16 protein-coding genes are annotated in these 19,131 nt (G+C 66.4%); 8 read left to right on the top strand and 8 right to left on the bottom strand.

From position 1 onward, the window contains the following. Positions 1-75: 75 nt before the first annotated feature. Complete coding sequence (locus ACSQ24_RS11365) at positions 76-1,296, bottom strand: N-acetylmuramoyl-L-alanine amidase (RefSeq protein ID WP_436094773.1); 1,221 nt, start codon at positions 1,294-1,296, stop codon at positions 76-78. A 692-nt stretch (positions 1,297-1,988) separates the two neighbouring features. Between ACSQ24_RS11365 and ACSQ24_RS11360 the strand changes: the two genes are divergently transcribed. The 3 genes from ACSQ24_RS11360 to ACSQ24_RS11350 all read left to right on the top strand — a co-directional run bounded on the left by ACSQ24_RS11360 (position 1,989) and on the right by ACSQ24_RS11350 (position 5,799). Then, the gene (locus tag ACSQ24_RS11360; protein ID WP_436094772.1) at positions 1,989-4,745 is read left to right on the top strand and encodes an Rne/Rng family ribonuclease; all 2,757 of its coding nucleotides are present in this window, start codon (positions 1,989-1,991) and stop codon (positions 4,743-4,745) included. A gap of 164 nt (positions 4,746-4,909) precedes the next feature. Continuing rightward, positions 4,910-5,311 (top strand): VOC family protein, encoded by a 402-nt coding sequence (locus ACSQ24_RS11355; RefSeq protein WP_436094771.1) that lies wholly within the window; start codon positions 4,910-4,912, stop codon positions 5,309-5,311. Between the two features lie 113 nt (positions 5,312-5,424). Next, complete coding sequence (locus tag ACSQ24_RS11350) at positions 5,425-5,799, top strand: hypothetical protein (protein WP_436094770.1); 375 nt, start codon at positions 5,425-5,427, stop codon at positions 5,797-5,799. Between the two features lie 22 nt (positions 5,800-5,821). Here the strand turns inward: ACSQ24_RS11350 and ACSQ24_RS11345 are convergent, their stop codons facing one another. The 7 genes from ACSQ24_RS11345 to ACSQ24_RS11315 form a co-directional block, all read right to left on the bottom strand. Next, positions 5,822-8,080 carry a mechanosensitive ion channel family protein gene (locus tag ACSQ24_RS11345; protein WP_436094769.1) on the bottom strand — a complete coding sequence of 753 codons (2,259 nt, stop codon included), beginning with the start codon at positions 8,078-8,080 and terminating at the stop codon, positions 5,822-5,824. 59 nt (positions 8,081-8,139) lie between these two features. Beyond that, positions 8,140-9,330 carry a pyridoxal phosphate-dependent aminotransferase gene (locus ACSQ24_RS11340; RefSeq protein WP_436094768.1) on the bottom strand — a complete coding sequence of 397 codons (1,191 nt, stop codon included), beginning with the start codon at positions 9,328-9,330 and terminating at the stop codon, positions 8,140-8,142. A 63-nt stretch (positions 9,331-9,393) separates the two neighbouring features. Then, complete coding sequence (locus ACSQ24_RS11335) at positions 9,394-9,960, bottom strand: ImmA/IrrE family metallo-endopeptidase (protein WP_436094767.1); 567 nt, start codon at positions 9,958-9,960, stop codon at positions 9,394-9,396. Between the two features lie 123 nt (positions 9,961-10,083). Then, positions 10,084-11,052, bottom strand: a complete 969-nt coding sequence (locus ACSQ24_RS11330; protein WP_436094766.1) for a Gfo/Idh/MocA family protein — start codon at positions 11,050-11,052, stop codon at positions 10,084-10,086. A 58-nt stretch (positions 11,053-11,110) separates the two neighbouring features. Then, positions 11,111-12,337 (bottom strand): diguanylate cyclase domain-containing protein, encoded by a 1,227-nt coding sequence (locus tag ACSQ24_RS11325; RefSeq protein WP_436094765.1) that lies wholly within the window; start codon positions 12,335-12,337, stop codon positions 11,111-11,113. Between the two features lie 182 nt (positions 12,338-12,519). Next, a complete protein-coding gene (locus tag ACSQ24_RS11320) occupies positions 12,520-12,987 on the bottom strand; it encodes a DUF6644 family protein (RefSeq protein ID WP_436094764.1) in 468 nt (155 codons plus the stop codon). 5 nt (positions 12,988-12,992) lie between these two features. Then, the gene (locus ACSQ24_RS11315; protein WP_436094763.1) at positions 12,993-13,382 is read right to left on the bottom strand and encodes a DUF6152 family protein; all 390 of its coding nucleotides are present in this window, start codon (positions 13,380-13,382) and stop codon (positions 12,993-12,995) included. A 160-nt stretch (positions 13,383-13,542) separates the two neighbouring features. On the opposite strand from ACSQ24_RS11315, the gene tenA reads away from it, so the two are divergent. The 5 genes from tenA to ACSQ24_RS11290 all read left to right on the top strand — a co-directional run bounded on the left by tenA (position 13,543) and on the right by ACSQ24_RS11290 (position 19,131). Beyond that, entirely contained in the window at positions 13,543-14,220 is a 678-nt protein-coding gene (gene tenA, locus ACSQ24_RS11310; protein WP_436094762.1) for a thiaminase II, read from the top strand. A 202-nt stretch (positions 14,221-14,422) separates the two neighbouring features. Then, complete coding sequence (locus tag ACSQ24_RS11305) at positions 14,423-15,610, top strand: MFS transporter (RefSeq protein ID WP_436094761.1); 1,188 nt, start codon at positions 14,423-14,425, stop codon at positions 15,608-15,610. Positions 15,611-15,849: 239 nt separating this feature from the next. Continuing rightward, positions 15,850-17,100 (top strand): ABC transporter substrate-binding protein, encoded by a 1,251-nt coding sequence (locus tag ACSQ24_RS11300; protein WP_436094760.1) that lies wholly within the window; start codon positions 15,850-15,852, stop codon positions 17,098-17,100. A gap of 170 nt (positions 17,101-17,270) precedes the next feature. Then, positions 17,271-18,125: an AraC family transcriptional regulator gene (locus ACSQ24_RS11295; protein WP_436094759.1), complete on the top strand. Its 855-nt coding sequence runs from the start codon at positions 17,271-17,273 to the stop codon at positions 18,123-18,125. Continuing rightward, positions 18,118-19,131 carry a branched-chain amino acid ABC transporter permease gene (locus ACSQ24_RS11290; protein WP_436094758.1) on the top strand — a complete coding sequence of 338 codons (1,014 nt, stop codon included), beginning with the start codon at positions 18,118-18,120 and terminating at the stop codon, positions 19,129-19,131. Before ACSQ24_RS11295 ends, ACSQ24_RS11290 begins: the two co-directional genes overlap by 8 nt.

Raw genomic sequence — 19,131 nt, 5'->3', positions numbered from 1 at the left:
CGTCTCTATATCATGGCGGACATGGCGGAACCGTGGCTTTACGACCACAAATCGCCATCTTCGACCACTCCGCCGTCAAGGCTTGCTCTGCGCAGCCTTGCCCGGTGTCTGCAGGCGTTCGAAATACTGGTCGACGGCCTGTTGGACAGCCGCCGCCGCCTGGTTGCGCCAGCCCTCGGAAATCAACAGCTCGGCGTCCTTGGGGCTCGACATGTAGCCGAGCTCGATCAGAACCGACGGCACATCGGGAGCGGTCAATACGCGAAAACCTGCAGAACGCAACGGAACCTTGTGCATCCTGACCGAGCCGCCGAGCCGCTCGACCAGATTTCGTGCGAAGATCGTCGAGAAGCTGCGGGTCTCGCGCTTGGCGAGATCCATCAGAATGCCGGCGACGTCATGCACGTCCTCGCCCGAATCAAGGCCGGCAACGGCATCGGCCTGGTTCTCCTTCGCCGCCAACCGCGCCGCCTCGGCGTCGCTCGCGCGCTCCGAGCCGGTATAGATGGTAGCACCACGCACATCCTGAGCTTGCGCCAGCGAATCGGCATGGATCGAAATGAACAGGCTGGCCTCGACTCCGCGCGCGATACGGACACGATCGCCCAGCGAGATGAAGGTATCGTCCGAGCGGGTCATGATCACCCGGTAACGCCCTTGCGCCTCGAGCTGCTCCTTCAGCTTGAGCCCGAAGGCGAGCACCACCGCCTTTTCGGCGATCGCAGCAACCTGAGTACCCGGATCGATGCCGCCATGCCCGGGATCGATCACCACGATGCGGCGCGAATCGCCCTCGGCCTTGCGCTCGACCGGAATGCTCGGCAGCTGTGCCTTGGCAGCTGCCTCTCGAGCAAGCGCAGCGAATTCCTCGCGGCTTGTCCGCTTCAACTCGACCGTGAGCTCGCCAAAGCCGCCGCGTTGCGGCTTGACGGAGACGCTCGCCACCATCGCCGGCTGCGCCAGGTCGAGGATGATGCGGGCACGATCGGCCATGAACAGGCCGTAGCGGAAACCGGAGACAAAACCGGCCGACTTGCGGCCCTGCTTCGGCTCGATCTGGAAATTGATCGACGGCAGGTCGACGATGACGCGATCGGGGCCCGCCATCACGGTCGCGCTCGCGGTCACCGGTCGCGACAATGTCAATGTCAGCCGAACCGCATCGCCCTGGGCTTCGATCCGCGCATCGGTGGCGACCGGAAAGTCGCTGGCGCCGCGGCCGGCCGGATTCGCCGCCGCAGCGGCCGCGAGCAGGCAGCCCAGCGTCGCAACCAAGGCGAAACGCCATGCCAGCATGGCGATGCAGCCCATGCGCGCACCAGAAAGGCGAAGCCCGTGCAGCAGGAGAAAGCTCCTCGATTCGCTCGCTCGACGCTTAACGAAGGTTAACCATAGCGCCGCCATTCGTTGACAACCCGTTACCATGCAGGGCCAGCGCCGGGAACCGCCCGCCAAAACTTGGCCACTGTTAACGCGCTTGCAAAAATGCATCGCCTGTCTGTAATGGAGATGGTTGCAACGCGAAGGCTACCGCAGCGCACAAGCTGGGCCATCCAAGCCTGCCAGCGCCCTGCGAAACAGCCGAACGACCGGGTCGGTCAAACCGATCCGCGCCGGCGCGGAGGCAGTCAACAACGGAATCGTCCGCGGACGAGCTTGCGCCAGGCAGCAATCGGCGCCGGTCTTCTTGTCCGCGAGCGTGTCAAACGCGGTGTGCCTCGCTTCTAGAGGTGCGCTGTAGGTCAAAGGTCAGATGTCGGGGCAAACGACGCCGCTTTCCCTTTCGGTGTTTCGTCGAGACCTTTCAGGTGGCGACGGGCTTTTTGCCCGCCCCGCCGCTCGCTCCCGTCGTCGTCTCTTGATCGAATTCCTTCCCCTGCAACATGCCGGCCTCAGCCGGCTTACGCGCGGCGCCCCTGCCCGCGGCCGCGGATTCGCATCCGCAGCCCGGCGGATTGCCAAGGCCGCCGCGCCAATGGATTTGTCCCATGGCCAACAAGATGCTTATCGATGCCACCCACCCGGAAGAGACCCGGGTCGTGGTGTCCCGCGGCTCGCGCATTGAAGAGTTCGATTTCGAATCTGCCAGCCGCAAGCCGCTCCGCGGCAATATCTATCTGGCGAAGGTGACGCGGGTGGAGCCGTCGCTCCAGGCCGCCTTCGTCGAATATGGCGGCAATCGCCACGGCTTCCTCGCCTTCTCCGAAATCCACCCGGATTACTATCAGATCCCGATCGCCGATCGGCAGGCGCTGCTCGCTGAGGATGCTCGCGCCGAGCGCGAGGAAGAGCGCGACGAGGAAAAGCGCGAGCGCCGCGGCCGCCGTGGCCGCCGCGATCGTGACGGCCGCGACAACCGTGCCAAGCGCACCGCCGAGAGCGGCGAGACTGTCAGCGCCGAGGTCGAGGGTGGCAATGGTCATGTCGAGACTGACGGCAAGGAAGCTGCGATGGTCAACGAAGGCGCGCCGGCTTTCGGCGACTCCTTCGCCCCGGCCGTCGCTGAATCCGACAGCGAGACCGTCGTCGAGAACGCTGCGCCGCTGACCTTCGAGACCACTGAGGCTCCCGTATCAGAAGAAAGCGGCGAGGAGACAAAGGCACGCCGGCCGTCGCATGACGACGAGAGCGGCGACGACGAGAACGGCGGCGAAGAAGCCCAGGAAGAGCCCGAGCAGCTCGGTGGCGGCGACGCCCTCGACGACATCGCCGAGCGGCCGCACCGCCATTCGCGTCGCCAGTACAAGATCCAGGAGGTGATCAAGCGCCGCCAGATCATCCTGGTTCAGGTCGTCAAGGAAGAGCGTGGCAACAAGGGCGCCGCCCTCACCACCTATCTCTCGCTCGCCGGCCGCTATTCCGTGCTGATGCCGAACACCGGCAAGGGCGGCGGCATCTCGCGCAAGATCACCAACGCCGAGGACCGCAAGCGCCTGAAGGAGATCGCCCAGGAGCTGGAGGTGCCGGAGGGGATGGGCATCATCCTGCGCACCGCCGGCGCCTCCCGCACCAAGCCGGAGATCAGGCGCGACTACGAATATCTGATGCGAATGTGGGAGAGCGTGCGCGAGCTCACGCTCGGCTCGGTCGCCCCGGCGCTGGTCTATGAGGAGGGCAACCTCGTCAAGCGCTCGATCCGCGACCTCTACAACAAGGACATCGACGAGGTTCACGTCGCCGGTGAGAATGCCTATCGCGAGGCGAAGGACTTCATGCGCATGCTCATGCCGAGCCATGCCAAGAGCGTGAAGCCCTATCGCGAGCAGACCCCGCTCTTCGCCGCCTTCGGCGTCGAGAGCCAGCTCGACGCGATGTTCTCGAACACGGTGACGCTGAAGTCGGGCGGCTACATCGTCATCAACCAGACCGAGGCGCTGGTCGCGATCGACATCAACTCCGGGCGCTCGACCCGCGAGCACAACATCGAGGACACTGCCCTCAAGACCAATCTCGAAGCGGCGGAGGAGATCTCCCGCCAGCTGCGCCTGCGCGACCTTGCCGGTCTCATCGTGATCGACTTCATCGACATGGAGGAGAACCGCAACAATCGTGCGGTCGAGAAGAAGCTGAAGGAGTGCCTGAAGAACGACCGGGCCCGTATCCAGGTCGGTCGCATCTCCGCCTTCGGCCTGCTCGAGATGTCGCGCCAGCGCATCCGCACCGGCGTGCTCGAGAGTTCCTCGGTGCCCTGCCCGCACTGCGCAGGCGCCGGCCTCGTCCGCTCGACGCCGTCGATCGCGCTGCAGATCCTGCGTGCGCTCGAGGAGGCATTGATCAAGAGCGCCTCGCATAATCTCGAGGTCCGCACGCGGCCGGAAGTCGCGCTCTACGTGCTCAACCAGAAGCGCGCGCATCTGCGCGACCTGGAAGAGCGCTTCAACATCGCCATCACCGTCTCGGCCGACGCCGCCCTGCTCGGCACACGCTATTTCGAGGTCGAGCGCGGCGAGTTCGTCGGCAACGAGAACCGCGTCGTGCCGGTGTCGAGCATGCGCGCCGAGGCGATCGTCGACGAGCCGGAGGAAGAGGACGTCGTCGAGGTCGAAGTCGAGGTTGCGAGCGAGGCCGAAGGCGAGAGCGAGGCCGCGCCGCGCCCCGCTGCCGAAGGCGAAAGCCAGGAGAGCCGCGACGGCCGTCGTCGGCGCCGCCGTCGTCGGCGGCGGCGCGGTGGCGAGCGCGATAGCCAGGGCCAGCTGGTGGAAGGCGCTGCCGACGAGTCCGATGACCAAGACGACGAGGGCAGCGATGACGACGCGGTCGGCGAGTCGGACGATGCCGCTCCTGGCCCTGGCGCAGTCCCACTCGAGGAACCGGCCACCCCGGTGATCGAGACCCCTGCGCCCGAGCCGGAAGCTGGTGCCAAGCCGAAGCGCCCCCGCCGTGGCCGCGCCAAGAAGGCAGACGCCGAAACAGAAGCGGAAGTCGTGGTGGCCGAAACCGCCAAGGCTGTCGCCCCCTCGGACGAGACGGTCGCCGAGCCGGTCGAGAAGCCGAAGCGCAGCCGCTCGCGCAAGAAGGTCGTGCCGATCACCGAGGACGGCATCGCTGCCGCTCCGGCCGAGCCGGTGACCGCGCCCAAGCCGACCAAAGCCGCAGCTCCTCAGCCGGAGCCTGTTGCCGAGGAGCCGCCTACCCCGCCCGCCCCGCGCGTGATCGAGGAACCGGTCGCGGTCGTGCTGACGCCGCCCGACCCGGACCGGCCGAAGCGCGGCGGCTGGTGGAACAAGCTGGCCGGACGCAAGTAGAAATCAGGGCCGCTGCGAGCAATCGCGGCGGCCTTTTTCTATTGGACAGCAGGGGTCAAGGCGCCAACTCGTTGTTTATCTGAAACGGCTGTGAGGCGGCCGCCCGATGAGTTTCCGCCCGCGGGCGGAAACGGCAGGATGCAGAGAGTGTTGGGGAGTTGGTGATGCCGATCCGAGCGCTTGATCACATCCAATTGGCAATGCCTGAGGGCGAGGAGGAACAGGCTCGTGCCTTCTATGATAATTTGCTGGGGATGCCGGAGGTTCCTAAGCCCGACAACCTTCGCGCCAGAGGCGGCTGCTGGTTTGAAAGCGGAAAACTTAAGGTTCATCTCGGCGTCGATCCCGACTTTAAACCCGCGCGAAAAGCTCACCCTGCTTTCATTGTAGATGGATTGGATGACCTCGTTAGAACGCTATCGAGCGCTGGCTACCGCGTCGTCGAGGATGAACCGCTTGCAGGCTACAATCGGCGATACGTTTCTGATCCATTTGGGAACCGTATTGAGTTGATGGAGCCGATATCGGGATCCGCGTCGATAGCGAACGTCCGCAACGGATTGTGAGCTGACTGTCCTGCGAGTTCTCCGGCGTCCCTCCGAAGTCGGCTCCGTGATCGCTTTTCTGACTGCCGCCAATAAGTGGTCGATCAAGCTTTTTTCGTGATGGGGAGGAAGGAATGCGCCCGCCGCGAAGCCGTGAACGCCTGCTGGTGAGGGCGATCGCCTGCGCCGGCCTTCTCGGTCTTGCCTGGCTCGCCCAGCAGATGATCGGCTGGCTCGGCGTCGGCCTCACCGGCCTGTTCACCCTCTTCGTCGCGGTGCGTTACGAACTGGAGGGCAACCTGCCGGTCGGCCCGCAGATGACGCCCGACCTCTATGCCAGCCAGTTCCGCAAGCACGGCCGCGAGCGCGCCGCCGAACGCGCTGGACAGCGCCATGAATGGGCAGGCCAGCTCTCCGCCGCCCGTCTCGCCGCCGGCATGGGCGGCCTGCTGGTGCTGATCGGCTTCGGCTTCTTCTTCATGCTGGAATTTGGCCACCAGCCCGGGTGAAACTACCCGGCCCGGTCGAGGTTCACTCGGCCGCCGGAACCAGCGGCGTCGGTGGCGGCACGGCCGCGATCGCCGCCGCGCCAGCCTTGCCGCCGCCCTCGCGCACGGTCACCGCATTCGAGGCGAACGGCACCTCCGCCTCGTTCAGCCCGCGATAGACCCGCTTCAGCGCCTCGCGCTGCAGCATCGAGGCCTGGTTCGGCTTGCCGGTGAATTTCAGCCTGATCACGATCGCCGAATCGGTGATGTCGGCAACGCCCTGCATCTTGAGCTGAGCGATGAAATGCGGCCCGTATTCGGGATCCTCCATCAGCGCCAGCCCGACCTTCTTGATGGTCTTGCGTGCTTTCTCGATGTCGGCCGAATGGTCGAGGCGGACGTTGAACTTCACCGTCGCCCAGTCGCGGCTGGCATTGGTCAGCGACTGCACCTGGCCGAAGGGCACGGTGTGGATCTGCCCGCTCTGGTGGCGCAGTTGCATCGAGCGCAGCGATATCTTCTCGACCGTGCCCTTGAGGCGGCCGGTATCGACATATTCGCCGACACGGAAGGCGTCCTCGAGCATGAAGAAGAAGCCGGAGACGATGTCGCGCACCAGCGCCTGCGAGCCGAAGGAGATGGCGAGGCCGAGAATGCCGAAGCCCGCCAGCAGCGGCCCGATATCGACGCCGAGCCGCGACAGCAGCACCAGTCCGGTCAGGGCAAACACGGCGGTGAGCACGACGCCGCGCAGCACCGGCAGCACGGTCGCGAGCCGCGACGGCACATGATCGTGCGCGACCGCATCCTCGTCGCCCGGCAGGCTCGCCACGGGCTTCGGGGTATAGGCGTCGAAGAAGCTGCGCAGGAAGACGATCGCCACCCAGCCGCCGAAGGCGAGTACGGCGACGCCGCCAGCCTGGCGCATCAGCACGGTGAACTGATCGGAGCTGACGCCGAACAGGAAACCAGCCCAGAGCCGCGCCAGCAAATAGAAGCCGCCGGCCCAGATCGCACCGCCCGCCGCAGCGCGCAGGGCATGGCCGATTGCGAGCGAGAGCGGCGCGGTCTCGCCCATCGCCGCCGCATGCGCCTGCCGGCAGGCCATCAGGCTGGTGATGCCGACGGCCAGGATCGGCGCCAGCACGATGATGAACTGCGTCAGTGCGGCTGCCTCGGCCCAGCGCGCCCCACCCTCCATCATCGAGGATGCATTGCCGACCATCCAGATCAGCACGGCGAGCGCGGCATAGAGCCACCCCGTCGTCAGCGCGATCACGCGGCGCGCCGTCCCGGGCTCATGCGCTGAACCGAGGATGAGCGCCGCCAGATCGTGCCGCGCATCGATGAACCACCAGACCTTGAACAAGGTCGAGACAATGCCGACCAGAGCGAACAGCCCGACAACGGCTCCGGGGCCGGTGGCATGCTGGATCGACACCGTCGCCGTCAGCAGGACGGGGGTGAGAATGCCGAAGAAGATCAGGAATTTGAAAGCCCGTTCGGCCCGCGGCAGCGGCATGAGCCGACGTTCCGAGGCGCCGGGAGCGAGCAGGAAGCGTCCGATGATCAGATATCCGGCGCCGATGGTGAGGCCGTTGGCGATCGTGCGCAGCATCATATGGGCGAGGTCGGGCTCCGGCAGCCAGAATCTGCGCACCGCATGCAGCACTGCGAGCCAGAGCCCGAGCGTCGCCAGATCCTGCAGCAAGCCCCAGGATGACGCGATCAGGCGCGGCGTGAATTCCGGTCCCTCTGGCCGCAGCCGGCGTGTGAACCAACTTTTGGTCACGAGCCGGAACAGCCCGGCCACAGTGAGCGCGAGGAAAAGACCAATTGCGAGCCGCCAGCCTGCTGAGAGCCCGCTTGCGCCGTTGCGGTTCTGCGCCCAGGCGCTACGCCAGGCATCCGGTATCTGGGCAAGGCGCGGTACGGCCCCGAGGCCCTGCGACACCCCATCGACGAAATGATCCCAGAAGGCTTCGGCCGGGGTTTCATGCTCTGCCGGAGCGTTGCTCGACGATGGCGGCAGCGCTGCACCAGCCACTGCAGATGCCTGTGCTGCAGGAGCGGCAGCTGCCTCGCCCTTGCCGGCGATCCTGATCTCGACTTTTCGCCCTCCGGCTGACAGGGCATCGACCAGCTTGCGCACCGTCTCGGGCGTCTCATCGCCGCGCAGGGTCAGCACCGGCGATGAATCCGCCTTGGCATGCTGTGCCGCCACCGGGCCCGCGGCAACACCGGCCGACAGCGCCGCCGCGCACAACGCCAGGGCTTTCAGCCAGTTCCGCATTGCGACCATGTCCTGCCCCCAAGCCGGATCAGATTGAGTCCACCGCTTCGCCTTGGCAAGCACTCGCTTCAGCGTGCCTTCAGCCAGCGCCCCATGCGCGCGACCGCCTCCTCGCATTCGGCCAGCGAACCGGCGAAGGAGAGCCTGACCGTCCGCGCGCCGCGTCCCTCGTCGAAATCGAGCCCGGGCGTGATCGCGACGCCGGCATTCTCCAGAGCATCCCGGCAGAAGCTCATGGAATCGTTCGAATATCGCCCGATATCGAGATAGATGTAGAAGGCGCCATCGACAGGCAGGAAATCTCCGAACCCGATCTCCGGCAGCGCCTTGAGCAGATAAGCACGATTCTCGGCATAACCGGCCTTGATCGCCTCGCATTCCTCGGTCGCGTCGAAGGCCGCCTCGCCGGCGACCTGGCTCAGCATCGGCACCGAGATCGAGAAGTTCTGCTGCAGCCGCTCGATCACGCGCACCAGGCGCTCCGGCACCACCAGCCAGCCGACACGCCAGCCGGTCATACAATAGTACTTCGAGAAGGAATTGACGATGATCGCGCCTTGATCGGCGGCGAGCGCCGTCGTCGCCGGCCGCTCATAGGTCAGGCCGTGATAGATCTCGTCGGAGATGTACCAGAGCCCGAGCCTCCGGCATTCGGCCGCGACAGCTGCGATCGCCTCCGGCGCCATCACCACGCCGGTTGGGTTGGCCGGGCTCATCGTCAGCACGCCGGCGAGCGGCTTCTCGGCATGAGCCCTGGCGATCAGCTCCGGCGTCAGCGCATAGCGCGTCTCCGGTCCGACCGGAATCGCAACCGGCTCGAACCCGAGCGCGATCAGGATGTTGCGATAAGCCGGATAACCCGGCGCCGTGATTGCGATGCGCGCACCCGGTTCGAAACAGGCGAGGAAACTCAGGATGAAGCCGCCGGAGGAGCCGGTTGTGACGACGACGCGCTCGGCCGGCACCTCGACGCCGTAGCGCTCGCGATAATGCCGGGCGATCCGGGCTCGCAGCGAGCCGATGCCGAGCGCCTGGGTATAGCCGATGCGGCCATCCTCCAGCGCCCGCGCCGCAACCGCCCGGATGCTGGCCGGCGTCGCCGCCGAGGGCTGGCCGACCTCCATATGCACGACCGAGCCGCCGCGCCGCTCGATCGCCTCGGCCGCGTTCATCACGTCCATGACGATGAAGGGCGAAACGGCCTGAGCCCGCTGGGCGGGCCTCGGCGCCAGCGGCAGGCCGGTAGCGGCAATGGTCATGGCAGCCTCGATAATCGTCACGTTGCCCGAGCCATGCCTCGCGAGCGCGCCGACCGCAAGCGGCTAGAGATCGAGGCTGGCCTGTCGCAAAGGCAGGGCCCGCGCACTCTCGCCGGAGCGCAGCTCGCTATGACGCACGATCGCGGCGCTCATGCTGACCCGGTAGCGTTCGCTCAGCGCGCTCGCATCCAGCAGGCGCACTGCCGGCGTGTCCGGGATCAGGAACGCCGCCGCATAGCGCCGCGCCTGATACTCCATCGACCGGAGCTTCGCCGAGACCCGCTCGGCCCGGCTGCCGGCCGGCGCGCGGTTGAGATTGCCGTCATGGCCGAGCAGTGCATGGCCGACCTCGTGCGCCACCGTCATCAGCGCCCTGCCCTCGCCGCGCTCGGCGGCCTGGAACACGCTCTCCCGAATCAGCAGCCGCTTCTCCAGCGAATCCCACTGCGCTTCGGCCTCGCCAAGCGAGCCATCGGGTACACGCTCATAGGCGAACTCCGGGTAGCGTGTCTTGAGCCTGGCCAGCAGCGTCATGGCATCGACGGCCTCATCGTCGGCAAAGCCGAGCCCGCGCCGATGCGCCAGAGCGCGGGCGTCGATCTGGGTGTCGGTGAGGAAGGCATGGCGCATCGGCAGGCCTCCTGAGCCCGCCGATCATAGCCCTCCTGCCATGTCGCCTCAATGAAGGCAGCGCGCTTTCCGTTCGACCGGAACCGGCCGAACGACAAGAATTCTCGCCACTTACGAGAGACCTCAGCTCGCCAGGATCGCCTCGACGATCTCCTGCACGTTGAGCGCCTCCTCCAGCGTCGCGAGTTGATGAGCCTCTCCGCGGGCCAGCTTCGCCACACCTTCGAGCTGCCGCTTCAGCGCGACCGGGCGCGCCTCGAGCTGTGTCAGCGCATCGGGAGCACGCCGCCAGGAACCGTCCGACTGGCGCTGCTCGGCCAGCGACCAGTCGCAGAGCCTGACCGCTCCGCCCTCGCCTTCCAGCACCCAGATGTTGTGATCGTCCTTCTGGGTTGTGCCGACGCTGCCGGTAAGCGTCACCGGGATGTCGCCGGCCATCAATCGCGCCTCGATCCGGCGCTCCGACTTGCCCGCCTCCGGGAAGGAAGCGCTCGCCTGCAGGCCGTGCAGCGCCCCGCCGAGCCGGCGGCTCAGGAAGAGGAAATGCGAGACGACCTCGCGCGTAAAGCCGCCTTGCTCGCGCCGGTCGAGCCACCCCGCCGCATCGGCCTGCCAGGAGCGCGGCCAGGTCGCGAAGGCGACCTCGATCGAGATCCGCCTGTTGCCACCGACAGGCCCGGTCTTGATCCAATCCTGCAATTGCGCGATCGCAGGCGAAGAGGCGAAGGGGAAGTTGACCGCGCCGCGCGCTGCCGCCTCGGCGACAAAAGCGCGGGAATCGGCCACGTCGATCGCGAGCGGCTTTTCGCAGAACACGCTCTTTCCAACAGTGAGCGCGGCGCGCGCATGGCCGAGATGGGAGGCCGGCGGCGAGGCGATGTAGACGCAATCGCTCGCCGCGATCACTGCAGCGGCATCGGCAACCCGCGCCACCTGCGGCAGCTCCTGCGCGATCCGCGCCATCGCCTGCCCGGACGGATCCCAGATCCCGGCGGCGCGCACGAGCTCGGGCGCCTGCGCCAGGATCGCGCGCAGCATGCGTTCGCCCATGATGCCGGCGCCGATCAAGCCGATGGAAACGGGTTCGTACATGGGAGTTCTCTCATCGCGAAGGGAGGAACGCCGCATAGCAGCTCGGCGGCGGACGCGGCTAGCCCGCCAGGCGCTCGCCGCTCTCGCCCAACTCGACCCGGTTCCGGCCCGAGGCCTTGCCGGCATAGAGCGCCGCATCGGCACGGCGATAGAGATCGACGGCCGTCTCCTGCCCGTCGAAGCCGACGGCCCCCATGCTGACCGTGATGTATTGCGCCGTCGGCGACGCGGCGTGCTCGATCCTGAGCTCGGCGATCGCCTGTGCCACCTGCTCCAACCGATCCTGCGCTTTCTCCGGCGTGGTGTCGTAGAGGAACAGGCCGAACTCCTCGCCACCGAGCCGCCCGACAATATCCATCGGCCGGCGCAGCGTGCCGTCAATGGCGCGGGCGATCAGGGCCAGCGCAATGTCGCCGGCCTGATGGCCGTAACGGTCGTTGTAGCGCTTGAAATGGTCGACATCGAGCACTGCGAACACGACTGGCACGCGGTCACGCCGCGCCTGCAGCAGCGCCATGGCGACATGCTCCTCGAAGCCGCGCCGGTTGGCGATCCCGGTCAGCGGATCCGACATCGCCCGGTTGTGCAGCATGCGGCGCAGCAGGAACTGGTCGCGCTCGGCCCGCTCGCGCAGCCAGGCCCCGACCGCGCTGACGAAAACGGCGAAGAACAGCAGGATCGACAGCCGACCATGTTCAGCCAGTTGCGCCGGCTCGAGCATGACGAAGCCGAGCACGGCGGTGAACAGGGCGATCGACAGGGCGACGCTGAGGCTCTGCAGGAAGGTCAGCCCGATGGGCAAGAACACCGCGGCGATGATCACGAGCTGGGCGATGTCCGCCTGCGGCAGGCCGCGCAGCTTGTACATGTTGGCGATGAAGGCGCAGGTCACGCCGATCAGCACCAGCGCCAGCATGGTGAGATGGTGAAAGGAGCGGGCGTGCCGGTTGCGGCGCACGATCCAGACCAGCCGCAGGATCACGGCGAGCGTACCCAGCCGGAGCGCGATGGCGAGCTCGACCAAGCCATCGCCGCTTGCGATCATGGCGAAGTTGTCGAGCCGCGTCAGGTCGAGCCCGATGAAGGTCAGCCAGATGCCGAGCGCCGTGATCAGGCAGACCAGCGTGCTGCTGCGCTGACCGGCGCGCATGTGCTGTCGGTACTCACGTTCCAGCACGGGCTCGAAGCCGAGGCCATCGAAGCTGCGCGCCGGCGCCGCGCCGCTCGGCGCTTCGCTCGCCGGTTCGGCGTGCCTGGATATGGGATCGTGGCGTGGGGCGTGCACGCGCAGGAAGGTGACCGCGAGAAGCTAATTTCGCTTTGACACATCGCTGGCGACACACAGCTTTCGCCGCACAGGGTTTCGCGTCCCTGTTCGCAATCCAGTGCATTTGAGTCAGAAGACGGACCCGGCCAAGAATGGGGGTGGATCAACGAGGCGATGAAAGCGCTTATGCTCTGAAGCCATCACAGGAAGCCGATCCAGCGCCCGGCGATCAGTACGCAAAGCCAGAGCGCGGCCGACAGGGCGGCAAGCAGGCGCACCCTCAAGCCGATTTCGCCGCCGGTCAGCACCGGCTTCAAACCACGGTGCTGGAGCATGATATTGGCCAGCGCCAGCGCGAGCAGGCCGAGCTTGGCGAGGAAGGCGCTGTTGCCGAGATATTCGCCCGGCTTCACCGTGAACAGCCAGAAACCGGTCGCGAGTGCGAGCGCAAGGCCGCACGCCGCCGTCCGGATCAGGACCGGCCCGATCAGAGGGAGCGCAGAAGCGCGCAAGATCCCCATCAGTCTGAGATCGAGCGGCAGGATCGACCCGAGCAGGAGGCCGATGCCGAGGATATGCGCCGCGTTGACGAGGAGATAGGCCGTGCCGGAGCGCTGCAGCAGCACGGCCCCCGGCCAGCTGCCGAGCCAGTCGACGAGAACAGACACGGCGCTCAGTTCGTCCGGATCCGCTCCGGATACATGTCGTAGTTCTTACCGCCGATGGTGATGCGCACAGCTTTCATCTGCTTCTTGCTCGCATCCTGATGGCGGTTGCCGAGCACGGTGATGGCATCTCCGGGCTTGGCGGTCTCGGCGGTGAAATTCGCTCGCGCCGTCTGGCTCGGATTGCCGAGATCGATCTGCCAGACGACGCCGTCCGCGGCGGCGACCTGCAATGTCGGATGCGGCGGCGCCATCGAGATCGAGCGGATCGTGCCCTTGAGCTCGCTTTGCTCGTCCACGGCCCAGCCCCAGCCATGATGCGCCCATGCCGGCAGGGCGAATACCGCAGCGGCCACGCCACAAAGCAGAGCGCGCCGGCCGATCGCAGAATTGACCATCGCCAAACCCTCCTGGCTTTACAAAACGATAGGGAGGCTAGCCCGATGCCGCCCCCCTGTCGCCGCCAAAGCGGATCAAACCTGCGTTAGCCGGCGCGGGCGACCTGGCGCCGGTTGCGCTATGACTGCTGCGTGATTCCCTAGGAAGGAAGCTCAGGCCGTGGACATCTTCGACAGGTTGAAAACCGCCGCCGCCTCGGCTTGGACGTCCTATGTCGAGCACGATTTCGTGCGGCAGATGGGCGACGGCTCACTGCCCGAGGCGGCGTTCCGGACCTATCTCGTCCAGGATTATCTCTTCCTGATCCAGTTCGCCCGCGCCTATGCGCTGGCGACCTATAAGAGCCGCAACCTCGCCGACATGCGTGCCGCCAAGGCCGGGCTCTCGGCCATCCTCGACCTCGAGATGGACCTGCATGTCCGGCTCTGCGAGCGCTGGGGCCTGTCGCCCGCTGATCTGGAGGCGGCGCCCGAACATCAGGCGACCGTCGCCTATACCCGCTTCGTGCTCGATTGCGGGCAGGCTGGCGATCTGCTCGACCTGCACGTGGCGCTTGCACCCTGCGTCGTCGGCTATGCCGAGATCGGCGCCCGCCTCGCCGCGGATATCGGCCCAGCGCTCGCGACCCATCCCTATCGCGATTGGATCGGCGAATATGCCGGAGAAGCCTATCAGCAGGTCGCCCGCGACGCCCGCCGCCATCTCGACGCGCTCGCAGCGCGCGCCATGACGGAAGTTCGCTTCAACGAGCTCGCCGCCCTGTTCGGCCAGGCCTCAAGGCTGGAGGCCGATTTCTGGCAGATGGGGCTGGAGGCGACGGCGACGGCTGCAAGCTAGCAGCGAAGGTCCATACGGCCGCCCCATGCGCCCGATGCAGGCCTGTCAGCCCATCACCGGCCTCGACTGCTCCCCTGCATTGCCGGAAGACCAGTTCAACGTCGCGATCCCTTGGCTCCGCCTCTTCAGGTGCCAGAGGGCATAAGCCTGCGTCGACGAGGCCGGGGGACCTGGTTTGAAGCTGCCATTGTGGGGGAGCGCCTTGAGCGCGACTCTCCTCGTGCAAGTCGTGAGTTCGTTCGCCGCTGCCGCGATCCCGCTGCTGGGGCCGATCCTGACGCTGCGCTGGGGCCTGGCGCCTGAAAACATCGGCTATGTCTCCGCTGTCGTCTCGGTCGGGATTTGCTGGTTTCTGGCCTGCGGCGGCCCGATGCTGGATCATCACGGCCCCATCCGCACGTTGCAGCTCGGCCTGATCTTCGTCGCCGCGGGTCTCGCGCTCCTGTCGCAGCCGGCCATTTCGCTCGGGCTGGCCGGGGCCCTGCTCGTGGGCCTCGGGTTGGCGCCCAACACGCCGGCCGGCAGCCAGGTCCTGATGCGCGCAGCGCCGGCCGAGCATCGCACGCTGATCTTCTCGATCAAGCAGGCGGGCGTGCCGCTCGGCGGGGCGATTGCCGGTGTTGCCGTCGCGCCTTTGGTCCTAGCGTTCGGCTTCATCGGCGCGGTTTCGGCCATCATTGCCGTCGTGCTTGCCTGCACCGTGCTGGTTCAGGTCTTTCAACCGCGGCTCGATGCGGAAAAGGGGCCACGGAACCGGGGCTGGCCCCGCCTGTTCCTGTCGCCGTCGTCGTTGACGAGAGCGGCGCGGATCATCATCGCCCATCCGGGCTTGCCGATGCTCACCGCGATCGGCGTGTCGTTCTCGATCACGCAAGCCTGCATCACCGCCTTCACCGCGACCTACATGGTCATCCAGCATGGCGCGAGCCTGGCCCAGGCCGGGCTCTATATGTCGGTGCTGCTGGCGACGAGCACGGTCGCGCGCATCGTCTTCGGCTGGCTGGCGGATCGGTTGGGATCGGGCTTGCTGCTCCTATCCGTTCTGGCGCTGGCCGCGGGCGGCGCAATCCTGCTGCTGGTGTGGTCGGCAACGGCAAGCCCCTGGCTGGTCTATGGCTGCATGGCGCTGGTCGGAGCGACATCGATGGGCTGGAACGGGGTTCACATGGCCGAGCTCGCCAGGGCTTCGCCGCCTTCGATCATTGGCGACGTCACGTCGAGCGCCAGCCTGTTCGGCTTCATCGGCTCGATCTGCGGACCGCTGGTGTTCGCCATGGTCGCCAGCAGGACCGGAAGCTTCACCTGGCCCTTCATTCTTGTCGCCGGTCAGTTGATCGCCTTTGGAGCATTCGCTCTCGCCATCAAGGTCGCTCCTCGATCGCATAGGTGAGAGACGGAACGCGTTCGAAGCGCGAGCAGTTCGCACTCAACGTCCAACTCACAGCAACTGACGTTCGATACCGCTCCAGCGCCGGACCGTCGGCAGCGAAAAGCAGACCCTCGGCAATATCTACGACCTTGGCAGTAGGCCGGCCTGTGCTAGCCTAGATTTAGAGCGGAACAAAAAACCGCCATCGGCTCCGCCGTTGAAACCTTCGGCGCAGCCGACCATGCAGGGAGGTGAATGCGATGCGGAAGGCATTAATGGCCGCCGTTGCGGCGTGCGCTTTGATTGCGGCCAGCGGTACCGGCCAGGCTCAGGAAAAACTCAAGATCGGCATGCTGGCGACGCTTTCGGGCGCGCTGACGTCGGGCGGCGAGGACGGGGTCCGCGGTGCTCAGGTCGCCCTGAAGCAGCGCGGCGGCAAGATCGCCGGCCGCGAGGTCGAGTTCATCATCGCGGCGACTGACGCCAGTCCGGACTCGGCGCTCCGCGCCGCGCGCAAGCTCGTCGAGCAGGACAAGGTCCAGCTCATCCTCGGCCCGCTCTCGGGCTCCGAGGGCATCGCGATGCGCGACTACTCGAAGACGGTTCCCAACGTCACCGTCGTCGACGCGTCTTCGGGCGCGCTCGAGACCACCTACGTCAATCCATCGCCGAACTATTTCCGCTTCAACAGCAACGGCGCGATGTGGATGGCCGGCCTCGGCGAGTATGTCTTCAAGGACAAGGGCTACAAGAAGCTCGCGGTCATCGGCGAGGACTACTCCTTCCCCTATACGCAGGTCTTCGGCTTCGCGCTCGGCTACTGCAAGGCCGGCGGCCAGATCGTCCAGCGTCAATGGGTGCCGCTCGGGACCAAGGATTTTGGCTCGGTCATCGCCAATATCCCCGATGACGTCGACGCAGTCTTCCTCGGGCTCGGCGGCGGCGACTCCGTGAACTTCCTCAACCAGTACGGTCAGACCGGCGGCAAGGCGAAGTTCGTCGGCGGCTCGATCATGGTCGACCAGACCGTGCTCTCGTCGCGCGGCGCGGCGAAGCGTCTGCTCGTCGGCACGCCCTCCTCGGGCGGTGTCGCCGATGCCTGGGACGATCCGAAATGGAAGGCCTGGGTCAAGGCCTACCAGGACGCCTTCCCGGCGGATAAGCGCTTTGCGAGCCCGTCCCTCTTCGCGACCAATTATTACAATGCCTTCAATGGGATGGCCACCGGTCTTGAGAAGGTGAACGCCGACCTTTCCGATGGCGGGACCAAGCTTCGGGCCGAACTCGCCAAGGTCCAGCTCGATGCCCCCAACGGCCCGATCAAGCTCGACGACAACCGGCAGGCGATCGCGACGACCTTCATCACCGAGGTCGTCGAGACGGCCAATGGCGATCTGACCAACAAGTTCGTCAAGACGGTGCCGAACGTCTCGCAGACGCTCGGCCTCACCGCCGAGGCGTTCAAGGCTGTCGGGCTTCCGTCCCGGACCAATCCGGAATGCAAGCCGTAGTCGCCACGAGCGCCTGACTCCCGGGAAAGGACGCGCCAGGAAACGCGCCCTTTTCCGCCTGCCGTCCCATTCCGGTCGACGATGTCGCGCGCGATCCGCGTGCGCCATCGGGCCAAGGCTCACCTGATGAGGCAGCCCTAACCCCACCGGACATTGCTACGCGAGGAGCCATGAGTCGCGCAGTCGCGGTCTGCCACGGTCCGTTCGGACGGGTATCGATCTACGATCTCGACCGCCCGCTCGTGGTGCATGCCCACCGGGAAGCCCATCTGATCTTCTTCCTCGACGGATCGCGCGGGCTCGTGACCGTCAACGATTGCACGGTTCGGGTCGACCCTTTCATGGGCGTCGCGATCAATCCCTGGGAGCCGCATAATTTCCAGCCCGAGCAGCCGGGCGCCTTCGGGCTGTTCCTCGTCGTCTATCTCAAGCCGGAATGGCTGGCGGCGCAGGCGATGCCATCAGCCGGTTCGCTGGTATTCCCGTCCTCCGAGCTCGTCGTGACCCGCGAGCTCGCCGCCTGGCGCGACCAGGCGGTCGAAATGCTGCTGTCGCAGCATCGCGAGCTCAACCTTGCCCCGGTGCTCATGGCGCTGGCGCAGGCCTCCAGCGAACCGATCGGGCCCGAACTCGCCTCTTCGCTGCTGCACCTCTCCGCCGAAGGCGCGGTCGACCGGCGCGTGCTGCGCGCCTGCCGGCTACTGGAGCAGCGCCCGTCCTGCGAAGGCGCGCTCGCCCGTGTCGCCCGCGAAGCCGGGCTGTCTCGCGCCCATTTCTTCAAGCTCTTCCGGGAGCAGGTCGGCGTCACGCCGACCGTCTTCGCCAATACGGTCCGGCTCGACGCGGCGCTCGAGCGGATCGTTCTGTCGAGCGATCCGGTGACCAGCATCAGCCACAGCCTCGGCTTCTCCGGCCAGAGCGTCTTCACCCGCTTCTTCACCGCCCATATGGGCATGGCGCCACGCGACTACCGGCGGGTGCTGCGGACCGTCGGCCTGCCGCAATCGCAGGCGAGCCATGTCTGATTTCATCGAACGCCGCCCGATCTGGTCGCTGGTGATCCTGATCGCGGTCGCCCTCCTCGCCTTCCTGATCTTCGCGGTCTGGACGCCGTGGATGGAGCTGACCTTCGGCCGGAAACGCGTCTTCCTGAGCGCGCTCTTCAACGGCATCACGCTCGGCGGGCTCTATTTCCTCGTCGCCAGCGGTTTCACGCTGATCTTCGGCCTGATGCGCAACGTCAACCTGGCGCATGGCTCGCTCTATTTGTTCGGCGGCTATGTCGGCTACAGCATCGGCAACCTGACTGGCTCCTGGTTCGCCGCGCTGATCGCAGCCTTCATCTTCGTCGCCCTGGCCGGCATGCTGATGCAGGTGCTGCTCTTCCGCTGGATGGAGGGACAGGACCTGCGCCAGACGCTGGTGACGATTGGGCTCTCGATCATCGTCGCCGACCTGCTGCTCTGGAGCTATGGCGGCGACACCTTCCAGGTGACGACGCCGGACTGGCTCTCCGGCCCGGTGCAGCTACCTTTCGTCGTCGCGTTGCGCAGCAATGGCGAGGCGGTGATGATGATGTACCCGCTGGTCCGCATCGCGATCCTGATCGGCGCGATCATCCTGGGCGTCGCGATGTGGCTGGTGCTCAACCGCACCCGCATCGGCATGCTGGTGCGCGCCGGCGTCGACGACCGCGACATGCTCTCGGCCACCGGCGTGCGCGTGCAGCTCGTCTTCATCATGGTTTTCGCCTTCGGCGCCGGGCTCGCCGGCCTTGCCGGCGTCGTCGGTGGCACCTTCCAGTCGCTCCAGCCCGGCGAGGACACCAAGATCCTTTTGTCCTCGCTCGTCGTCGTCATCGTCGGCGGCATGGGCTCGATCCCCGGCGCGGCGATGGGGGCCCTCATCGTCGGCCTCGCCGAACAGTTCGGCTCGGTCTACATGCCGACCTATGCGGTGATGCTGACCTTCGTCATCATGGTCGTGGTGCTGGCGATCCGGCCGCAGGGCCTGGCGGCGGTGAGGCGCTAA

The organism is Allobosea sp. LjRoot237, from assembly GCF_964253285.1.
GTDB lineage: Bacteria > Pseudomonadota > Alphaproteobacteria > Rhizobiales > Beijerinckiaceae > Allobosea.
This window is presented reverse-complemented; position numbering and strand designations above follow the sequence as displayed.

What these genes read in the sequence shown, in the direction of transcription:
- ACSQ24_RS11340 (WP_436094768.1), bottom strand. Translation starts at nt 9,330, where the DNA reads ATGACCATTGCCGCTACCGGCCTGCCGCTGGCGCCGAGGCCCGCCCAG.
- ACSQ24_RS11315 (WP_436094763.1), bottom strand. Translation starts at nt 13,382, where the DNA reads ATGGTCAATTCTGCGATCGGCCGGCGCGCTCTGCTTTGTGGCGTGGCC.
- ACSQ24_RS11330 (WP_436094766.1), bottom strand. Translation starts at nt 11,052, where the DNA reads ATGTACGAACCCGTTTCCATCGGCTTGATCGGCGCCGGCATCATGGGC.
- ACSQ24_RS11290 (WP_436094758.1), top strand. Translation starts at nt 18,118, where the DNA reads ATGTCTGATTTCATCGAACGCCGCCCGATCTGGTCGCTGGTGATCCTG.
- ACSQ24_RS11335 (WP_436094767.1), bottom strand. Translation starts at nt 9,960, where the DNA reads ATGCGCCATGCCTTCCTCACCGACACCCAGATCGACGCCCGCGCTCTG.
- ACSQ24_RS11360 (WP_436094772.1), top strand. Translation starts at nt 1,989, where the DNA reads ATGGCCAACAAGATGCTTATCGATGCCACCCACCCGGAAGAGACCCGG.
- ACSQ24_RS11365 (WP_436094773.1), bottom strand. Translation starts at nt 1,296, where the DNA reads ATGCTGGCATGGCGTTTCGCCTTGGTTGCGACGCTGGGCTGCCTGCTC.
- ACSQ24_RS11355 (WP_436094771.1), top strand. Translation starts at nt 4,910, where the DNA reads ATGCCGATCCGAGCGCTTGATCACATCCAATTGGCAATGCCTGAGGGC.
- ACSQ24_RS11345 (WP_436094769.1), bottom strand. Translation starts at nt 8,080, where the DNA reads ATGGTCGCAATGCGGAACTGGCTGAAAGCCCTGGCGTTGTGCGCGGCG.
- ACSQ24_RS11300 (WP_436094760.1), top strand. Translation starts at nt 15,850, where the DNA reads ATGCGGAAGGCATTAATGGCCGCCGTTGCGGCGTGCGCTTTGATTGCG.
- ACSQ24_RS11350 (WP_436094770.1), top strand. Translation starts at nt 5,425, where the DNA reads ATGCGCCCGCCGCGAAGCCGTGAACGCCTGCTGGTGAGGGCGATCGCC.
- ACSQ24_RS11295 (WP_436094759.1), top strand. Translation starts at nt 17,271, where the DNA reads ATGAGTCGCGCAGTCGCGGTCTGCCACGGTCCGTTCGGACGGGTATCG.